Annotated in this window: 12 protein-coding genes, 2 tRNA genes and 3 rRNA genes; 1 reads left to right on the top strand and 16 read right to left on the bottom strand. The window is 45.2% G+C overall.

The features are described from left to right. Positions 1 to 6: 6 nt before the first annotated feature. The 3 genes from pdxS to guaB form a co-directional block, all read right to left on the bottom strand. The gene (gene pdxS / locus ACUXV2_RS19905) at positions 7 to 888 is read right to left on the bottom strand and encodes a pyridoxal 5'-phosphate synthase lyase subunit PdxS (RefSeq protein ID WP_446244864.1); all 882 of its coding nucleotides are present in this window, start codon (positions 886 to 888) and stop codon (positions 7 to 9) included. Positions 889 to 1,277: 389 nt separating this feature from the next. Continuing rightward, positions 1,278 to 2,582 carry a serine hydrolase gene (locus ACUXV2_RS19900; protein WP_446247115.1) on the bottom strand — a complete coding sequence of 435 codons (1,305 nt, stop codon included), beginning with the start codon at positions 2,580 to 2,582 and terminating at the stop codon, positions 1,278 to 1,280. Between the two features lie 232 nt (positions 2,583 to 2,814). Next, a complete protein-coding gene (gene guaB / locus ACUXV2_RS19895) occupies positions 2,815 to 4,281 on the bottom strand; it encodes an IMP dehydrogenase (RefSeq protein WP_446244863.1) in 1,467 nt (488 codons plus the stop codon). Between the two features lie 113 nt (positions 4,282 to 4,394). Between guaB and ACUXV2_RS19890 the strand changes: the two genes are divergently transcribed. Next, the gene (locus ACUXV2_RS19890) at positions 4,395 to 5,330 is read left to right on the top strand and encodes a YaaC family protein (protein ID WP_446244862.1); all 936 of its coding nucleotides are present in this window, start codon (positions 4,395 to 4,397) and stop codon (positions 5,328 to 5,330) included. A gap of 41 nt (positions 5,331 to 5,371) precedes the next feature. On the opposite strand, the gene ACUXV2_RS19885 is transcribed toward ACUXV2_RS19890, so the two are convergent. The 13 genes from ACUXV2_RS19885 to dnaN form a co-directional block, all read right to left on the bottom strand. Next, the gene (locus ACUXV2_RS19885) at positions 5,372 to 5,854 is read right to left on the bottom strand and encodes a glutathione peroxidase (protein WP_446244861.1); all 483 of its coding nucleotides are present in this window, start codon (positions 5,852 to 5,854) and stop codon (positions 5,372 to 5,374) included. Positions 5,855 to 6,276: 422 nt separating this feature from the next. Then, positions 6,277 to 6,393: ribosomal RNA gene (gene rrf / locus ACUXV2_RS19880) — 5S ribosomal RNA — on the bottom strand. Positions 6,394 to 6,492: 99 nt separating this feature from the next. Next, a 23S ribosomal RNA gene (locus tag ACUXV2_RS19875) occupies positions 6,493 to 9,428 on the bottom strand. Positions 9,429 to 9,562: 134 nt separating this feature from the next. Then, a tRNA-Ala gene (locus ACUXV2_RS19870) sits at positions 9,563 to 9,635 on the bottom strand. Positions 9,636 to 9,648: 13 nt separating this feature from the next. Next, positions 9,649 to 9,725, bottom strand: a tRNA-Ile gene (locus tag ACUXV2_RS19865). A 115-nt stretch (positions 9,726 to 9,840) separates the two neighbouring features. Next, a 16S ribosomal RNA gene (locus tag ACUXV2_RS19860) occupies positions 9,841 to 11,392 on the bottom strand. Together the 16S, 23S and 5S rRNA genes with 2 tRNA genes alongside form the textbook arrangement of a ribosomal RNA operon. A 328-nt stretch (positions 11,393 to 11,720) precedes the next feature. Then, positions 11,721 to 12,833: an HD-GYP domain-containing protein gene (locus tag ACUXV2_RS19855; protein WP_446244860.1), complete on the bottom strand. Its 1,113-nt coding sequence runs from the start codon at positions 12,831 to 12,833 to the stop codon at positions 11,721 to 11,723. Between the two features lie 274 nt (positions 12,834 to 13,107). Further along, complete coding sequence (gyrA, locus tag ACUXV2_RS19850) at positions 13,108 to 15,645, bottom strand: DNA gyrase subunit A (RefSeq protein WP_446244859.1); 2,538 nt, start codon at positions 15,643 to 15,645, stop codon at positions 13,108 to 13,110. Positions 15,646 to 15,754: 109 nt separating this feature from the next. Next, entirely contained in the window at positions 15,755 to 17,677 is a 1,923-nt protein-coding gene (gyrB, locus tag ACUXV2_RS19845) for a DNA topoisomerase (ATP-hydrolyzing) subunit B (RefSeq protein ID WP_446247114.1), read from the bottom strand. 47 nt (positions 17,678 to 17,724) lie between these two features. Then, positions 17,725 to 17,979, bottom strand: coding sequence for an extracellular matrix regulator RemB (gene remB / locus ACUXV2_RS19840; RefSeq protein WP_032087143.1), 255 nt, complete (start codon positions 17,977 to 17,979; stop codon positions 17,725 to 17,727). Between the two features lie 9 nt (positions 17,980 to 17,988). After that, positions 17,989 to 19,107 (bottom strand): DNA replication/repair protein RecF, encoded by a 1,119-nt coding sequence (gene recF, locus ACUXV2_RS19835; protein ID WP_446244858.1) that lies wholly within the window; start codon positions 19,105 to 19,107, stop codon positions 17,989 to 17,991. Between the two features lie 17 nt (positions 19,108 to 19,124). Further along, complete coding sequence (yaaA, locus tag ACUXV2_RS19830) at positions 19,125 to 19,343, bottom strand: S4 domain-containing protein YaaA (protein ID WP_341985913.1); 219 nt, start codon at positions 19,341 to 19,343, stop codon at positions 19,125 to 19,127. A 367-nt stretch (positions 19,344 to 19,710) separates the two neighbouring features. Beyond that, positions 19,711 to 20,847 carry a DNA polymerase III subunit beta gene (dnaN, locus tag ACUXV2_RS19825; RefSeq protein ID WP_446244857.1) on the bottom strand — a complete coding sequence of 379 codons (1,137 nt, stop codon included), beginning with the start codon at positions 20,845 to 20,847 and terminating at the stop codon, positions 19,711 to 19,713. Between the last annotated feature and the right edge of the window lie 65 nt (positions 20,848 to 20,912).

Here is a 20,912-nt window from a genome sequence, read left to right as displayed (position 1 = left end):
TACCTCTTACCATCCTCGGTCTTGCATGCGCTGTTCAGGCAGGATTGAAGAAATTTCTACACCCTTCATTGCCACACCAAGTTCTTTGGACAGTTCAGCAATTAACTTGTAGTCCTGGTAGTGAGTAGTCGCTTCCACGATTGCTCTTGCAAACTTCTCAGGGTTTTCAGACTTGAAGATTCCGGAACCGACGAATACACCATCAGCACCAAGTTCCATCATAAGAGCTGCATCAGCAGGAGTTGCGATACCGCCTGCAGCAAAGTTAACAACCGGTAAACGGCCATTTTCTTTAATTTCTAATAATAATTCATATGGAGCACCGAGCAGCTTCGCTTCCGTCATGATTTCATCTGTACTCATGTTGACAAGCTTACGAACCTGAGCATTCACTTTACGCATATGACGAACCGCTTCAACAATGTTCCCAGTTCCAGGCTCACCTTTTGTACGAAGCATTGATGCACCTTCACCGATACGGCGCGCTGCTTCTCCTAAGTCACGGCATCCGCATACGAACGGTACTGTGAAATCTCTTTTATTTAGATGATACTCTTCATCCGCTGGAGTCAATACTTCACTCTCATCAAGATAGTCGACACCCATTGACTCAAGTACTCTAGCTTCAACGATATGACCGATACGCGCTTTCGCCATTACCGGAATCGTTACAGCTCCCATTACTTCTTCCACAATACGAGGGTCTGCCATTCTCGCCACGCCGCCTGCAGCACGGATGTCAGCTGGAACTCGTTCTAAAGCCATTACCGCCACTGCTCCTGCAGCTTCAGCAATCTTAGCCTGCTCTGCATTGACAACGTCCATGATGACGCCGCCTTTTTGCATTTCAGCCATACCTCTTTTAACACGATCTGTACCAGTATTCATTTATGTATCCCCCTTATATTTATCCTATGTCTGTCCTTTTTTTCTTTTCATTTCAGTAGAAATACCAGGAAAAAGTGACTAAAACAATCGGAATGATGATATTGCCCTACTGCTAAATAAACAATAAAAACAAGGTTATGTCAAGACGAAATGCGGAAGGGCTTTGGTCAGAGGCGGGTGGCATATGACGAATCGGACTTAGAAGGCGTTCTTTGCCTTCTTGGCCGATTTGGCTTATGACATGTGCCTCTAAGCCCTGGAGCTGGACAAGACGAAATGCGGATGTGGTTTACTTATGTATTTAATGGAAGTATTCCCAGCTCCGCAATGACCATTCAGATAAAAAAATAACCCCAGGCTTTATGATAACCTGGAGTCATTCAATTAAATTAGAACCAGCCTTTGACAGTGGATGTCACAGATCCCCAAATGTCTCCGAAGAATCCGCCTACAGCTCTCATGGAGAGAACAAACCAGTTTGCTTTTTCTACTCCTTCAACTGTCACAACAGATGATTTGGCTGCATTAGATCCTTTATCTGTCAGATAGCCTAAATCATTTTTATTCTTGGACTCTAACGTAACGTATCCGACGTTTTCGCCTTCTTTAACGGGCGCTGTCAGTTTACCGTCTTCATTCAGCTTCTTCTTGTCTACTACAAATTTAGGCTTGTACTGATCTTCTTCACCGTTTTTCACGACCATGTTCAGAGCAGATTCAGATTTGATGCCTACCTCTTTCTCTTTCCCTTTTACTACCGATAGGGCCTTTTGTCCCTTAATCTTGTAATCTGCAGGAAGCAGCTCTTGGATCGTGTAGTTATTAAAAGCATAGTCCATCATTTTTCTCGTTTCCGCAAAACGGGCATCATAAGAATTTTCACCAGGTTCAACCTGAACATCCATCACAACCGTGATGAATCTCATGCCGTCACGTTCTGCAGTACCTGTGAAACAAGCTCCTGCAAAATCTGTAGTTCCTGTTTTAAGCCCGTCCATACCTTCATACTCACGGATCAGACCTGGAAGCATCCAGTTCCAGTTAGGCATGTTAAATTCATCTTCGGTACCTTCAGCAAATACCTTTTTCGCAATACTGGATGTCTCCAGTACTTCCGGAAAATCATTAAGAAGGCGATATGCAAGAGTCGCCGTATCCTTAGCTGACATGACATTCTCTTCCTCCGGTCCGCCGACAACTTGATCGACGTAAGGAGCCAAGTCTTTATTATTCAAACCTGATGAATTAACAAATTTATAGTTTTCCAATCCAAGTTCTTCAGCTTTTTTATTCATTAATTTCGCAAAGTTAGCTTCAGAACCAGCAATCGTTTCAGCAATGGCCATCGCTGAAGCATTAGCTGAATAAATCGCCATGGATTCATATAAGTCTTTAATTGTATACGTCCCTTCTTCACGCAAAGAAACATTACTTAACGACGTGTTATGGGACATCTTTGATACATTCGTAGGTACTGTATACTTCTGATCCCACTTTATTTTACCTTCTTTAACCGCTTCAAGCAGAAGGTATTCCGTCATCATCTTCGTCATACTTGCAATTCCAAGAGCTGTCTCGGAATTCTTTTCATATAAAACTTTACCGGTACTTGCTTCTACTAAAATCGCAGCATTTGCGTTAACATCGAGATCTCCTTGAGCACTTGCCGGTTTTTGCACCATGCTCATTGCCATCAAAAATACCAAGAAACATACAAAAGATTTTTGAACCCAACTTCTTTTCACTTTTAGCCCTCCAAGTTTTTATGTACACCTTCGTTATTTTATCATAGTTCGAAAGGTAAGAATAGACAGAGAATATTCCTAGTTTTGGGATAGGACAAGGGACTTGCGGCCTCTTCATTTAACCGTTTTTCCCATTAAAAAAATCCGGCGGATCCAGCCGCCGGATTTTTGTTCAAGCTTCTTAAGATAGTGAATAATTTGGTGCTTCCTTCGTGATTTGTACATCGTGCGGATGACTCTCACGCAGTCCAGCACCCGTCATACGGATGAACTGAGCATTTTCTCTCAACTCAAGGAGATTCTTCGTACCGCAATAGCCCATTCCGGAACGAAGTCCGCCGATCAGTTGATACAATGTATCTGCAAGCGGTCCTTTATAAGGGATACGGCCTTCGATGCCTTCAGGAACAAATTTTTTCGCTTCTTCTTGGAAGTAGCGGTCCTTTGATCCTTTTTCCATAGAGCTTAATGAGCCCATTCCGCGGTATACTTTAAAACGTCTGCCTTGGAATATTTCCGTTTCCCCAGGGCTTTCAGTTGTCCCTGCAAGCAGGCTTCCGAGCATGACGGCATGTCCGCCTGAGGCAAGTGCCTTCGCGATGTCCCCAGAGAACTTGATCCCGCCGTCAGCAATGATGGCTTTTCCGTGTTTTCTCGCTTCGGTTGCACAGTCATAAATCGCAGTGATTTGTGGAACACCGACTCCTGCAACTACGCGGGTCGTACAGATGGATCCAGGACCGATTCCAACTTTCACAACGTCAGCCCCTGCTTCAATCAACTCTCTTGTCGCTTCAGCCGTTGCAACGTTTCCAGCAACGATGTTCAACTCTGGATACGCTGCACGAATTTCACTTACCACATTTAGAACACCAGCTGAATGTCCATGGGCAGTATCGATGACAATTGCATCAACATTGGCCTTAACAAGCTGTTCGACGCGTGTAAGGGTATCTTTTGAAATCCCTACTGCTGCCCCAACCAATAAGCGTCCTTGACTGTCTTTCGCTGAGTTAGGGAACTCAATCACTTTTTCGATATCCTTGATCGTGATTAAACCTTTTAGAACGCCTTCCTGGTCGATAAGCGGCAGCTTTTCAATCTTATGCTGCTGAAGAATTTTTTCCGCTTCATCTAGGGTTGTGCCAACAGGAGCAGTCACGAGATTTTCTTTCGTCATGACATCCGAAATTTGAATCGAGAAATCCTGAATGAATCGCAGATCACGATTCGTCAAGATCCCAACCAATTTCTGCTCCTCTTCATTGTTCACAATCGGAACACCAGAAATCCTATATTTGCCCATCAAGTGCTCAGCAGCAAATACTTGATGCTCAGGAGTCAAGAAGAATGGATCGGAAATAACTCCACTCTCTGACCGCTTAACTTTATCAACCTGCTCGGCCTGCTGCTCGATACTCATGTTCTTGTGGATGATCCCAAGTCCACCCTGGCGAGCCATTGCAATGGCCATTTCAGCCTCTGTTACAGTATCCATCCCAGCACTGATGACTGGAACATTAAGCTTGATGGAGTCTGTTAATTCAACTGAAATGCTTACATCTTTTGGTAATACCTCGGATTTCGCAGGTACTAGTAAAACATCATCGAACGTTAAACCTTCTTTAGCAAATTTAGATTCCCACATATTTTTCGGCCTCCCTAGTCCCAAAATATTATTAGTAGGTTATCAATTGGTTAAAATACTGTCAAGAACATCAGAATTAATTTAACTTTTCAGAATAGTTAGAGGGTGACAAATTGGAAAGAATACATCAACATTGGGACTCCATTCACTACTTTCAGTCTGCTGAATACTCCCAGAAGTTTCTAAAGAAATGCTATGAAAAAATAGGTTTCGCGCAGGCTGAAACGAAGAGCTATGATAACTGCTATTCATTCATGTACTACCTGGAACAAGGAGAACTTTATTATAAACAAGCGGTGCAATCTCCTATATCACTGCAGCCTATTTTATTATTTTACGGGTACATCCATTTTATCAAAGCAATTGTTTTAACGGAGGACCCCTTGTATCCTGAAACAACACAGGTACTCGCTCACGGGGTAACGTCCAGAAAAAGAAAGAAGCAGCATTATCATTTCCTCCAGGACGAAGTGAAGGTTCAAAAGAATGGATTGTTTTCTCACTTCTCGACCCTTGTGTTCCATGTGAAACACATCATAGGTGAAAAACTGAAGATGGAGGACCTGCTCGTACAAATCCCGGAACTGGAAGAATCATTTCAAGTCTTGCTGAAAAGACAGACGATGCTCTGGTTCAACGATGAGAATGAACTCAGCATCGATGAAGCTGTCCTTGACAATTTTCATATGTCACAAGATTTATTCATCCATTATCTGAATGAAAGACTGACGGGGAATTTCACATGGACAAAGGGAAACACCCTTCATATCCCAGACAGAATGGAGCAGCTGCCGATAAGGTGGCATTTAAGCAAGAATCGACTTGCCCTGCCAAGCAATCGGAATGAAGCAAATTTAATCCCTGAAATTTTGATTCACTATGCCATCCTCTACAACCTCAGCATGATTGCCCGGTACGAAACAGAATGGTGGATCGAACTATTGAAGAACCGCACAAACGAAGATTATCCGATTATACGGTCCTTTCTTAACGTTACTACCCAGAAAGCACCCTATTTATTACTGGATATACTTAAACAAAAAATGTAGATGAAAGAGGATGTAAGCATACACCCACATCCTCTTTCCTTTTACCGTTCCACTAACAACTTGATATCATCTTCAATTTTTCTGGGACTGGTCTGAGGGGAATAACGATCATACACCTCTCCATTTTTATCAACCAGGAACTTCGTGAAATTCCATTTGATATCCGAAACCAGCAGCCCCTTCTTTTCTTTTGTTAAAAACTTGAATAACGGATGGGCTTTCTTACCCTTCACATCCGTTTTCTTATACATCGGAAATGAGACTCCGTAGTTTGTCTGGCAAAACTCGATGATCTCGTCCTGCTCCTCGAATTCCTGATTCATGAACTGATCGCTCGGGAACCCGAGAACCACGAGTCCTCTCTCCTTGTATTCTTCATACAACCCCTGCAGCTCTTCAAATTGCGGGGTAAAGCCGCACTTGCTTGCTGTGTTGACGATCAGCAATACCTTCCCTTTATACTCCTCTAAAGAGGTCTCTTCGCCGTTCGATTTTACAACCGTGAAATTATAGATGGACGACACAACTATCTCCTCCCTGTTTTTCGTTCATAGTTTCATGATACTTGATGGGGAGTGGGGATAGCAATTTTGAGAGTTTTTTATTGGTGGATATGGAGGCGGGGTTACTCAGAATCGGACCTTGTTAGAGGGCTGTGGTGTTCCTCTTGATGACCATAGGGAGTGATGGCAATATAGAGTCAGGCATCCGGATGGAGCGGAATGGGGTTTTGATAATATATTCGGATTTTTGATAATAAAAGGGCTGTTTTTGATAATATATTGGGATTTTTGATAATAAACCTATCAGTTTTGATAATATATCAGTCAGCTTCCCCAATATCATGACGATTACAGCCCAAATCGAGCGTCTTCCACCCCATTTACACCTAAAAACCTATAAAAACACAAAAAAACAGCCCAACACTGAGCTGTTTTATCTATTTGCCTGGCGACGTCCTACTCTCACAGGGGGAGAGCCCCCAACTACCATCGGCGCTGAAGAGCTTAACTTCCGTGTTCGGCATGGGAACGGGTGTGACCTCTTCGCCATTATCACCAGACGAATATTCAATTGAAGGTTTGTTCCTTCAAAACTAGATAAAGGATTGATGTCAAGATTACCGGTATTGCCGCTTGTGTTCATTTAAAAATGACTCTTTGTGGTTAAGTCCTCGATCGATTAGTATCAGTCAGCTCCACATGTCACCATGCTTCCACCTCTGACCTATCTACCTAGTCATCTTCTAGGGATCTTACTCACATAAAGTGATGGGAAATCTCATCTCGAGGGGGGCTTCATGCTTAGATGCTTTCAGCACTTATCCCTTCCGCACATAGCTACCCAGCGATGCCTTTGGCAAGACAACTGGTACACCAGCGGTGCGTCCATCCCGGTCCTCTCGTACTAAGGACAGCTCCTCTCAAATTTCCTGCGCCCACGACGGATAGGGACCGAACTGTCTCACGACGTTCTGAACCCAGCTCGCGTACCGCTTTAATGGGCGAACAGCCCAACCCTTGGGACCGACTACAGCCCCAGGATGCGATGAGCCGACATCGAGGTGCCAAACCTCCCCGTCGATGTGGACTCTTGGGGGAGATAAGCCTGTTATCCCCGGGGTAGCTTTTATCCGTTGAGCGATGGCCCTTCCATGCGGAACCACCGGATCACTAAGCCCGACTTTCGTCCCTGCTCGACTTGTAGGTCTCGCAGTCAAGCTCCCTTGTGCCTTTACACTCTGCGAATGATTTCCAACCATTCTGAGGGAACCTTTGGGCGCCTCCGTTACTCTTTAGGAGGCGACCGCCCCAGTCAAACTGCCCACCTGACACTGTCTCCCACCCCGATAAGGGGCGCGGGTTAGAATTTCAATACAGCCAGGGTAGTATCCCACCAACGCCTCCACCGAAGCTGGCGCTCCGGCTTCCAAGGCTCCTACCTATCCTGTACAAGCTGTACCAAAATTCAATATCAGGCTACAGTAAAGCTCCACGGGGTCTTTCCGTCCTGTCGCGGGTAACCTGCATCTTCACAGGTACTATAATTTCACCGAGTCTCTCGTTGAGACAGTGCCCAGATCGTTACGCCTTTCGTGCGGGTCGGAACTTACCCGACAAGGAATTTCGCTACCTTAGGACCGTTATAGTTACGGCCGCCGTTTACTGGGGCTTCGATTCGCACCTTCGCTTGCGCTAAGCACTCCTCTTAACCTTCCAGCACCGGGCAGGCGTCAGCCCCTATACTTCGCCTTACGGCTTCGCAGAGACCTGTGTTTTTGCTAAACAGTCGCCTGGGCCTATTCACTGCGGCTCTTCGAGGCTATGCACCTCAAAGAGCACCCCTTCTCCCGAAGTTACGGGGTCATTTTGCCGAGTTCCTTAACGAGAGTTCTCTCGCTCACCTTAGGATTCTCTCCTCGCCTACCTGTGTCGGTTTGCGGTACGGGCACCTTTTTCCTCGCTAGAGGCTTTTCTTGGCAGTGTGGAATCAGGAACTTCGCTACTATAATTCGCTCGCTATCACAGCTCAGCCTTCACGATGACGGGATTTGCCTCATCATCAGCCTAACTGCTTAGACGCACATATCCAGCAGTGCGCTTACCCTATCCTCCTGCGTCCCCCCATTGCTCAAACGGAAAAGAGGTGGTACAGGAATATCAACCTGTTGTCCATCGTCTACGCCTATCGGCCTCGACTTAGGTCCCGACTAACCCTGAGCGGACGAGCCTTCCTCAGGAAACCTTAGGCATTCGGTGGATGGGATTCTCACCCATCTTTCGCTACTCATACCGGCATTCTCACTTCTAAGCACTCCACCAGTCCTTACGGTCTGACTTCACTGTCCTTAGAACGCTCTCCTACCACTGACACCTAAAGGTGTCAATCCACAGCTTCGGTGATACGTTTAGCCCCGGTACATTTTCGGCGCAGAGTCACTCGACCAGTGAGCTATTACGCACTCTTTAAATGGTGGCTGCTTCTAAGCCAACATCCTGGTTGTCTAAGCAACTCCACATCCTTTTCCACTTAACGTATACTTTGGGACCTTAGCTGGTGGTCTGGGCTGTTTCCCTTTCGACTACGGATCTTATCACTCGCAGTCTGACTCCCATGGATAAGTCTTTGGCATTCGGAGTTTGTCTGAATTCGGTAACCCGATGAGGGCCCCTAGTCCAAACAGTGCTCTACCTCCAAGACTCTTACACATGAGGCTAGCCCTAAAGCTATTTCGGAGAGAACCAGCTATCTCCAAGTTCGATTGGAATTTCTCCGCTACCCACACCTCATCCCCGCACTTTTCAACGTGCGTGGGTTCGGACCTCCATCCAGTGTTACCTGGACTTCATCCTGGACATGGGTAGATCACCTGGTTTCGGGTCTACGACCACATACTCATTCGCCCTATTCAGACTCGCTTTCGCTGCGGCTCCGTCTCATCGACTTAACCTTGCATGGGATCGTAACTCGCCGGTTCATTCTACAAAAGGCACGCCATCACCCGTTAACGGGCTCTGACTACTTGTAGGCACACGGTTTCAGGTTCTCTTTCACTCCCCTTCCGGGGTGCTTTTCACCTTTCCCTCACGGTACTGGTTCACTATCGGTCACTAGGTAGTATTTAGCCTTGGGAGATGGTCCTCCCAGCTTCCGACGGGATTTCACGTGTCCCGCCGTACTCAGGATCCACTCAAGAGGGAACGAAGTTTCAACTACAGGGTTGTTACCTTCTTTGACGAGCCTTTCCAGACTTCTTCGTCTACTCCGTTCCTTTGTAACTCCGTATAGAGTGTCCTACAACCCCAAGAGGCAAGCCTCTTGGTTTGGGCTACATCCCGTTTCGCTCGCCGCTACTCAGGGAATCGCATTTGCTTTCTCTTCCTCCAGGTACTTAGATGTTTCAGTTCCCTGGGTCTGCCTTCCATACTCTATGTATTCAAATATGGATATTGTTCCATTACGAACAATGGGTTCCCCCATTCGGAAATCTCCGGATCAAAGCTCACTTACAGCTCCCCGAAGCATATCGGTGTTAGTCCCGTCCTTCATCGGCTCCTAGTGCCAAGGCATCCACCGTGCGCCCTTCATAACTTAACCGAATTGGTTGTTACATAAGGTTTAAAACCTAAAATGGCGATACTCGGTAATTTCTTGACTATCAATATATCTTTATCTAGTTTTCAAAGAACAATGGTTCTTTTACTTCGCTTACGCTTCGTAAAAAACCTAAGTGGAGCCTAGCGGGATCGAACCGCTGACCTCCTGCGTGCAAAGCAGGCGCTCTCCCAGCTGAGCTAAGGCCCCGTATGAATGAATATGGTGGGCCTAAGTGGACTCGAACCACCGACCTCACGCTTATCAGGCGTGCGCTCTAACCAGCTGAGCTATAGGCCCCTACTCATAAAAAGGATGATAAGCATCGCTTATCATGGATGTATTGAATTAATGGATTGAACCATCAAAACTGAACAAAACTTCGACTGTCAAACGTTTCATATATATTCCTTAGAAAGGAGGTGATCCAGCCGCACCTTCCGATACGGCTACCTTGTTACGACTTCACCCCAATCATCTGTCCCACCTTAGGCGGCTGGCTCCAAAAGGTTACCTCACCGACTTCGGGTGTTACAAACTCTCGTGGTGTGACGGGCGGTGTGTACAAGGCCCGGGAACGTATTCACCGCGGCATGCTGATCCGCGATTACTAGCGATTCCAGCTTCATGCAGGCGAGTTGCAGCCTGCAATCCGAACTGAGAACGGTTTTATGGGATTGGCTAAACCTCGCGGTCTCGCTGCCCTTTGTACCGTCCATTGTAGCACGTGTGTAGCCCAGGTCATAAGGGGCATGATGATTTGACGTCATCCCCACCTTCCTCCGGTTTGTCACCGGCAGTCATCTTAGAGTGCCCAACTGAATGCTGGCAACTAAGATCAAGGGTTGCGCTCGTTGCGGGACTTAACCCAACATCTCACGACACGAGCTGACGACAACCATGCACCACCTGTCACTCTGTCCCCCGAAGGGGAAAGCCCTATCTCTAGGGTTGTCAGAGGATGTCAAGACCTGGTAAGGTTCTTCGCGTTGCTTCGAATTAAACCACATGCTCCACCGCTTGTGCGGGCCCCCGTCAATTCCTTTGAGTTTCAGTCTTGCGACCGTACTCCCCAGGCGGAGTGCTTAATGCGTTAGCTGCAGCACTAAAGGGCGGAAACCCTCTAACACTTAGCACTCATCGTTTACGGCGTGGACTACCAGGGTATCTAATCCTGTTTGCTCCCCACGCTTTCGCGCCTCAGTGTCAGTTACAGACCAGAAAGTCGCCTTCGCCACTGGTGTTCCTCCAAATATCTACGCATTTCACCGCTACACTTGGAATTCCACTTTCCTCTTCTGCACTCAAGTTCCCCAGTTTCCAATGACCCTCCACGGTTGAGCCGTGGGCTTTCACATCAGACTTAAGAAACCACCTGCGCGCGCTTTACGCCCAATAATTCCGGACAACGCTTGCCACCTACGTATTACCGCGGCTGCTGGCACGTAGTTAGCCGTGGCTTTCTGGTTAGGTACCGTCAAGGTGCCGCCCTATTCGAACGGCACTTGTTCTTCCCTAACAACAGAGTTTTACGATCCGAAAACCTTCTTCACTCACGCGGCGTTGCTCCGTCAGACTTTCGTCCATTGCGGAAGATTCCCTACTGCTGCCTCCCGTAGGAGTCTGGGCCGTGTCTCAGTCCCAGTGTGGCCGATCACCCTCTCAGGTCGGCTACGCATCGTCGCCTTGGTGAGCCGTTACCTCACCAACTAGCTAATGCGCCGCGGGTCCATCTGTAAGTGGTAGCTAAAAGCCACCTTTCAACAGTTCCTCATGCGAGGAACTGAGTTATCCGGTATTAGCCCCGGTTTCCCGGAGTTATCCCAGTCTTACAGGCAGGTTACCCACGTGTTACTCACCCGTCCGCCGCTGATCTCAGGGAGCAAGCTCCCTTTGATCCGCTCGACTTGCATGTATTAGGCACGCCGCCAGCGTTCGTCCTGAGCCAGGATCAAACTCTCCGATAAAAGTTTGAATAGCTCTTTTTTGTAACGATAATCGTTACGGTAAATCTAGAATTAACGTTGACGTATTGTCTTGTTTTGTTCAGTTTTCAAGGTTCAATTTGTTGATGCGCTCCGTTTGAAGCGACCTTTATAATATATCATCTTGTCCAACTTTCGTCAACACTTTTTTTAATTTTTCTTGTATCGAATTATTATGTAGTGTTTTTCGGACAACAAATAATATTATACATACTGAAATGATATTTAGCAAGTATAAATTTATAAAAAAATAAACCAAGAAAATCTATCGATTCTTGGTTTAAGAGAATGGAACGTTTTTAACAAAATGTTAGCCCAACACTTCCGTTATATAAATATCTTTTTTCTGTGAAAGATCTAGCAGTTCTTCACTGTTATTCAATTTAACAATGGGATTCGTGAAGGCATTTGCTTTTGTATAGACTACCTCTCCATAATCTCCGGTCGACAGCCTTACTGCTGTTCCAATATCCAAGTCACCCACCAGTTTCATGAGTGCATCGACTACTTTAATGTCAAACTTTCCGAAAAGATCCCTGCTGATCATATCGAGCACCTTAAATATTGGCTGCCTGCTTCTATAGATTCTCTCAGATGTCATGGCATGGAATACATCAGCAATTCCTATGATCTGAGAATACAGGTGGATCCGGTCACTCTTTTCAGATGTCGGGTAGCCGGTTCCATCGAAACGTTCATGATGTTGAAAGATTGCAAGTTTCGCTTCCGGTTTCAAGAGAGGCGAGTCTTTTACCATTTTATATCCGTTTGCGGTATGAAGTTTGATCTCTTGAAATTCATTTTCTGAAAGGGGCTTTTCTTTATTCAGGATATGAGTCGACACCTTAGCCATACCACAGTCCGCCAGTACACCCGCGAGTGCAAGTTGATTGACCTGTCCGCTTTTAAGGCCCATTTTCTTCCCAAGCAAGGCGCTCAGGATGCTGACCGCAACAGGATGATGATAGATATATTCTTTTTTCGTTGTGTATTGGTTTAACGAGTAGAGTAAGTATTTGTTCTGTTCTATTGATTGTATGAGAGGCAATGTGATTTCTCTCATTTTCGCTATGTTTATAGGGGTGCCTGACTGCCAGTTTATGAATTCCTTTTTAAATTCTCCCACACTCTTTAGATAGGTATCAATAAAGCCTGTTTGACTACTTGCCTCAAGAAGGCTTTCACCTGCAGTTTGATCCCTGTCAGATGTATTTGCCGGAGACTGGATTTGCTTTGGTCTGTAGCGCTGCCCATCCGCTTTTGTATTCTCTATCGTTATTTCAGTGATATTAAATGCACGAAGGATTTTCATATGCTCTTCATTTAATACCGTATTTTTAGGAATGATAGGGTTCGACGTCATCCCCATGATATCTTCTTCCAAAATACAACCCGTTTGAACGTCTTCACGATATACTTTCACTTTATTGCACCTCGAGTCATCCTCATCTACTTAGGTTTATTTTACCAAATTTCTTTCATAATAGTTCGATTTTTTCGTAAAGTTATTTGTTAATTGGCTCTAATAATCTCTACAAAGGCTTTCTGTGCTGGACACAGACTGCCTCCAGGGCCGGGCAAGCCTACTTGTCTTGCACTCCAATCACCAGCTGGAACCCATAATAATCATTGTACTTTCAAAAAAATAAGCTATCCCCTGAAGAAAATCATTTCTTCAAGAAATAGCTTATTATCACTTATTCTTCTGAATCATCCGCTGATTCATTGTTTCCTTCTTCATTTTCATTGTTTTCAAGTGCATCTGCCTCTTCGGATGTTTCAACAGGTGCAGCCGTTTCTTCCTCGTCTTCTTTTTCTACCTTGGCTACAGTAGAAACGAATTCATTCTCTTGAAGACGGATCAGTTTCACACCTTGTGTGTTACGTCCGGTTGTGGAGATATCATTTACGTCCATGCGGATCAGAACTCCGTGGGCGGTGATGATCATGAGGTCTTCTTCACCCGTTACAGCTTTAACGGAAACCAGTTCCCCGTTACGCTCGGTGATGTTACAAGTCTTCAGGCCTTTACCTCCGCGAGTCTGGACTCTGTATTCACTTGCAGGTGTCCGCTTACCATAGCCGTTGACGGTTACGACAAGGACATCGCTTTTCTCTTCCAGGATCTCCATGCCCACGACGATATCATCGTCTGAGAGGTTGATCCCTTTCACCCCGGTCGCAGTCCTTCCCATTGAACGGACATCCGTTTCAGGGAAACGGATCAGCATCCCTTTTTTCGTCCCGATGATCATGTCTTTTTCACCGTCAGTGAGTTTGACGGAAATTAATTCGTCATTCTCCCTGAGATTGATGGCAATCAATCCGTTTGTACGGATATTGGCAAAATCAGAGACAGGGGTACGCTTGGAGATACCGTGTTTGGTCGTGAAGAATAGATACCAGTCATCCACGAACTCTTCCACACGGATCATCGCATTGATCCACTCGTCTTTTTCCACACCGAGCATGTTGATGATCGGAAGTCCTTTTGCCGTACGGCTGAATTCAGGGATTTCATATCCTTTGGCACGATACGCTTTCCCTTTATTCGTAAAGAACAGGATCGTGTCATGAGTCGACGTCGTCAGGAGATGTTCTACGAAGTCATCACCCGTCGTACCCATTCCTTGGATTCCCCGGCCACCGCGTTTTTGACTGCGGTATGTGGAGACAGGAAGACGCTTGATATATCCATTATGAGTAAGGGAAACCACAATGTTTTCCCGTGGAATCAGATCTTCATCTTCAATGTTTTCAATTCCGCCTGCAACAATTTCAGATCTTCTGTCATCGTTGAAACGTTCTTTGATTTCAAGCAGCTCTTCACGGATGATTTCCAGAACTTTTTCATCGTCAGCTAAAATAGCCTTCAATTCGGCAATCAGCTTCACAAGCTCTTGATATTCATCTTCGATCTTTTCGCGCTCCAATCCTGTTAAGCGCTGAAGACGCATATCGAGGATCGCTTGAGCCTGTTTGTCAGATAGAGAGAATTGATCCATCAACCCTTGTTTCGCGAGTTCGGTTGTTTGAGAGCCGCGGATGAGGGCAATGATTTCATCGATGTGATCCAGTGCAATCCGGAGACCTTCCAAGATATGTGCGCGAGCTTCCGCTTTGCGCAATTCGAACTCAGTTCTGCGGCGGATTACGACGCGTTGGTGCTCAAGGTATTCCTGAAGACACTGCTTAAGGTTCAGTACCTTCGGCTGACCTTTCACAAGGGCCAGCAGATTGATCCCGAAGCTTGTTTGAAGGGCAGTCTGTTTGTAAAGGTTATTCAGTAGTACATTGGCATTGGCGTCTTTTCTGACTTCAATGACGATACGCATACCATTACGGTCTGATTCATCACGAAGATCCGTGATGCCATCGATTTTTTTATCGCGGACAAGATCCGCAATTTTTTCAATAAGTTTCGCTTTATTCACCTGGTAAGGGATCTGATGAACGATGATCGTTTCTTTCCCGTTGCTCTTCTGTTCGATTTCAACGCGTGCACGCATCGTGATGGAACCTTTACCTGTTTCATAGGCACGGCGGATTCCGCTTCTTCCGACAATCAACCCTGCAGTAGGGAAGTCAGGGCCGTGGATGTATTCCATCAGTTCCTGGATCGTGATTTCAGGCTCTTTGCTAAGGGCAAGGATCCCGTCAATGACTTCACCCAGGTTATGAGGCGGGATATTTGTTGCCATACCGACCGCAATCCCCGATGAACCGTTCACTAATAGATTAGGGAAACGGGCAGGTAATACTTCGGGTTCACGTTCTGTGCCGTCATAGTTATCTTTATAATCGATGGTATCTTTATTGATATCACGGATTAACTCCATCGAAATCTTGGACATACGCGCTTCTGTGTAACGCATCGCAGCCGCTGCATCTCCGTCCACAGAACCGAAGTTCCCATGGCCGTCAACAAGCATGTAGCGATAGTTGAAATCCTGCGCCATACGCACCATTGTGTCGTACACCGCCGAGTCACCGTGCGGGTGGTACTTACCGATTACTTCACCTACGATACGCGCAGATTTTTTGTAGGCTTTATCGGCCGTCATCCCAAGGTCGTTCATCGCATATAGAATACGGCGGTGAACCGGCTTCAAGCCGTCACGGGCATCCGGCAGGGCACGGGATACGATGACACTCATCGCATAGTCAAGGAAGGACGAGCGCATCTCATTGCTTATATTAATCTCTTTCACATTCGATCTTGGTGTTTCTGCCATAGTGTAAGGGACCTCCTTTTGAAGAAAGATTTGGACCTTTCTCTTTGTTAACCTTGTCCGCTATGTAAAAGACAGGATAGATTGATATGTCTATCCTGCTTTATGAAATTTAAATATCCAGATTCTTAACGTAAGCTGCATTCTCTTCGATGAAGTTACGTCTTGGCTCTACTTTGTCACCCATGAGGATTTCAAAGGTTTCATCGGCTTCGATGGCGTCCTGCAGGCTTACTTGAAGCAGCGTTCTTGTTTCAGGGTCCATTGTGGTTTCCCATAACTGCTCAGGGTTCATCTCCCCTAGACCTTTGTAACGCTGGATGCCAGGTTTCGGTGTAGGTGAAATTTCCGCAAGGATGCGATCGAGTTCTTTGTCGTTGTAAGCATATTCGATTTTCTTGCCCTGCTGGATCTTATACAGCGGCGGCTGTGCGATGTAGATGAAACCTGCTTCGATGATCTGTCGCATATAACGATAGAAGAACGTTAACAGGAGCGTCCGAATATGGGCACCATCGACATCGGCATCGGTCATGATGACGATTTTATGATATCTGGCTTTGGAGATATCGAAGTCTTCCCCGATTCCTGTACCGAGCGCTGTAATGATCGCCCGAACCTCATTATTTGAAAGGATCTTGTCGAGACGGGCCTTTTCAACGTTGATGATTTTACCACGCAATGGAAGGATCGCCTGGAAATGACGGTCACGGCCTTGTTTGGCAGATCCGCCGGCCGAGTCACCCTCAACGACATAGATTTCACTGATGCCCGGGTCCTTAGAAGAACAGTCCGCCAGTTTACCAGGAAGACTTGAGATTTCCAGAGCACTCTTACGTCGTGTAAGTTCCCTTGCTTTCTTCGCAGCCATACGCGCACGTGCAGCCATGAGTCCCTTTTCGACTACTTTCCTGGCAACGACCGGATTCTCAAGGAGGAATGTTTCCAGATGTTCTGAGAACAATGAATCCGTGATCGTTCTTGCCTCTGAGTTACCAAGTTTCGTCTTTGTTTGTCCCTCGAATTGGGGATCCGGGTGTTTAATGGAGATGATGGCAGTCAATCCTTCACGGACATCTTCACCTGAAAGATTGGCATCACTTTCTTTAAACACGTTATTTTTACGTGCATAGTCATTGATGATACGGGTCAATGCCGTTTTGAAGCCGGACTCATGCGTCCCGCCTTCATGAGTATTGATATTATTCGCGAAAGAGTAGATATTACTTGCAAAGCCGTCATTGTACTGCAAGGCGATTTCCACTGTAATATCATCTTTTTCACCTTCAATGAAGATCGGTTCTTCATGGATGACTTCTTTTGAACGGTTCAAATGCTCGACATAGGATTTGATTCCGCCTTCGTAAAGATAATCCTTGCGCTTGCCTTCACCGCGCTTATCTTCAATGCTTAACTGAATGCCTTTATTTAAGAAAGCCAGTTCGCGAATACGGTTCGCGAGTGTTTCAAAGTCATATTCAGTTGTTTCAGTGAAGATTTCAGGATCAGGAGTGAAATGGATGACCGTTCCCGTCTTGTCTGTTTCACCGATGATTTTCAGATCGAAGCTCGGAACACCTTTTTCGAACTTCTGGTAATGGATTTTACCGTCACGGTGGACATGCACTTCAAGTTCCGTGGAAAGGGCGTTAACAACCGAAGCTCCTACACCATGCAGACCTCCGGATACCTTGTATCCGCCGCCGCCGAACTTACCGCCGGCATGAAGCACGGTCATGATGACCTCTACGGCCGGACGTCCCATTTTTTCATGAATCCCGACCGGTATCCCGCGTCCGTTATCGGTAACCGTGATGCTGTTGTCTTCTTCAATGATCACTTCGATTTCATTACAGAAACCTGCCAGTGCCTCATCGATACTGTTATCAACGATTTCCCATACTAAGTGATGAAGACCTTTTCCGCTTGTTGAACCAATATACATTCCTGGTCGCTTACGTACGGCTTCCAATCCTTCTAAAACCTGAATCTGATTTTCATCATAGGATTGACCTTGTGCTTGCTTTTGTTCCATAGTCATGCAGATTCACCTACACTTTCTAACCTTTCGGGCTTGTATTCCTATAATAAATTCTCATAGTTTGAGTATTTCTTTGATCGTTTTTTGAGCGTGCTTGATGCTAGTGGGGAAAGATACAATTGATTCTTCGTAATAACGAGAGATTTATATGAACCCTTTGCAAGATTACAAAGGTGATTATCTTTATTCTTCAAAAAAAGCTGTAATTCTTCTGAAAACTGTACGGTATCTCGATCGATTATTGCGATGATATCATCTGTTCGTACCATGACATCTTCTCCGACATGAATGTACAAGGTACCACCTCATTTCAGTCTTTTCATAGTTCCCGCTTCCACTTCGAATTGCGCTGCCTCGTTTAACGTCTGATGATCGATTCCATCCACATTGGTGGTCGTGACAAAGGTCTGCACCTTGCCTTGTATCGTGTTGAGCAAGTGGGATTGGCGGTAATCATCAAGTTCCGACAGCACATCATCAAGAAGCAGAATCGGATATTCTTTTATTTCAGAATGGATGAGTTCGATTTCTGCCAGTTTTACAGAGAGTGCTGTTGTCCGCTGCTGACCCTGCGATCCGAACGTCTGGACGTCGCGCCCATTTACAATGAACTGCAGATCGTCCCTATGCGGTCCGGCAAGGGTGACTCCCCGATCGATTTCACGCTCGCGGATTCCTTCAAATTTCCGTTCATATACCTCTACCATTTTTGACCAATCTTGATCATCTGATACATCCAAAGAGGGTTTATAAAGGATTTCCAGCGTTTCAAGGTTCCTTGAGATCCCTGAGTGGATCGGTTTTGCCCAACTCTCAAGCAGCTGGACGAATTCAAACCGTTTTTTTACTATTTTGACAGCCATCTCGATGAATTGTTCAGTCAGTACATCCAGCATCGTTTGATCTGTCTGTTTTCGCGTCTGCAATAGTTTTAAATAATGATTACGCTGCTGCAATATCTTTTGATAAAGACTGATATCATGTAAATAAACAGGTGAAACCTGCCCGATTTCCATATCAATAAAACGACGCCTAACTTGAGGGCTCCCTTTTACAAGATGGAGATCTTCAGGCGCAAACATGACAACATTCATATTGCCGACGTATTGACTCAGCTTTGACTGTTCAAGGTGATTGCACTTTGCTTTCTTGCCTTTTTTTGAAAGGACAAGCTCCAAAGGCAACGCTCCATTATACTTTTGAATCCTACCTTTTATTTTAGCATATTCCTCGTCCCAACGGATTAAATCTTTGTCATTTGACGTCCGGTGGGATTTGGCCATTGCCAGAACATAGATAGACTCCATGATATTCGTCTTACCCTGGGCGTTTTCCCCAAGGATGACGTTCACCTTGTTTTCGAAATCCACTTCAATCGATTCGTAATTCCGATAATTTTTCAATTCCAATTGTTCAATATACATGGACATAACATCCTTTATTATTCTCCAGCAACCACAAAGACCCCTACTTCCGGAATTTCAACTTTGTCTCCGACTGCAAGCTTTCTTCCTCTTCTCTGGTCCTGCTCACCATTTATGTATACCTCGTATTCACTTAAAAACCATTTTGCCATACCTCCGGATTGAATCACATCGGCTAGTTTCAGGAACTGTCCGAGTGTAATAATCTCCGTCGTAATCGTGACCTTTTTCTCCACTAGAATCACTACTTTCCGTATAAAGTCTCTAATATCTTATTTTACTCTAAAAAAGGACAAGTCACAACTAAGGAAAAGTGGAAGGGTTTTCGCTGCATTTGGAGAATTTTACGGATGTCATGGAGTAGAGGATTCGGCGGATACGCTTGATCGGACATTTTTTGATGTTTACGGTCGAAAAATGTGATTTGCGGACATTTTTTTTGAAATGCTGACATAAAATCAACAATACGGACATTTTCCACTGTTTTACCGACAATTTTACAAGATTCGTCATCTTCTGCATTTATAGAATACCCATACCATAAGCTGGCTTCATCAAAGAAAAAAGCCGATACCCCTTGAAAGGGTATCAGCTTCAGCTCTATTAGTATGTTCTCACAGGAAGGATCAATTGAAGGATCGAATCGTCATGAAGCGGCTTTAACACAAACGGTCTCATCGCTCCTGTGAAATTCACATAGATTTCAGTCCCTTCGATGGCTTTCAGTGCATCCATCATGTATTTCGCACTGAATGAAATCTTCAGTTCTTCACCTTCCACAGATTGGCTTTGAACCTGTTCAATGACTTTCCCGATCTCCGGGGTATTAGAGGAAATCTCTATCATACCGCCCTCAAGGGTAGAAAGTTTCACGACATTATTTCTTCCCTCACGCGCCAATAATGACGCACGATCAATCGCCTGTAAAAATTCCTTCGTTGTTAGCGTCAGTTCTGTCTTTGTATCAGACGGAATCAAGCGGCTTGTGTCCGGATAATTACCTTCTAGCAATCTTGAGAAGAATAATAGGTGTTTCGCTTTAAACAGCACCTGGTTTTCAGTAATGACGATTTCAACAGGTTCGTCCGTATCATCAAGGATTTTGTTCAGCTCATTCAAGCTCTTCCCTGGAATGACAATGTTGTATGACGCATCATGATTTGTTTCGATAGGCGCTTTTCTCATTGCCAGCCTGTGACTATCTGTTGCAATACAGCTCAGCTCCCCATTCTCGATCTGACAGTTTACACCTGTCAAGATAGGGCGTGTTTCTGAGGTGGACACTGCGAATACCGTTTGTCTGATCATCGTTTTCAAAAGATCAGTAGAAACTTTGATTCCATTGCCTTCTTCGATTTGAGGAAGGTGTGGATACTCTTCAGGATCCAATCCGTTTAAATTGAATTCGGCTTTACCAGAACGAATGACTGTCTGGAAATGATTTTGCACTTCGATTTCCACCGTGTCTTTAGGAAGTTTTTTAACGATTTCACTAAAGAATTTCGCTTGAAGGACGATTCCTCCTGTTTCTAGGATCTCAACAATCTCAGAACCTTCTTCTTCTTTTGGGATGAAGGATTCGATCGAAATATCAGAATCACTTCCAGTTAAGGTTACTCCTTCTTCCGTCGCAATGATTTTAATCCCCGTAAGAATCGGTATAGTTGTTCTTGACGTAACAGCCTTCATGACATCTTGAACGCTCTGAACAAGATCGTCCCTCTGAATAACAAATTTCATGATTATTTCCTCCAATTTGCACATAATTTTTTGGACTGAATCATATATTAATAATTTATTTAAAA

Source organism: Rossellomorea sp. NS-SX7 (assembly GCF_052828565.1).
The sequence above is the reverse complement of the archived record's forward strand: the minus strand, read 5'-3'. Positions and strand labels throughout refer to the sequence as shown.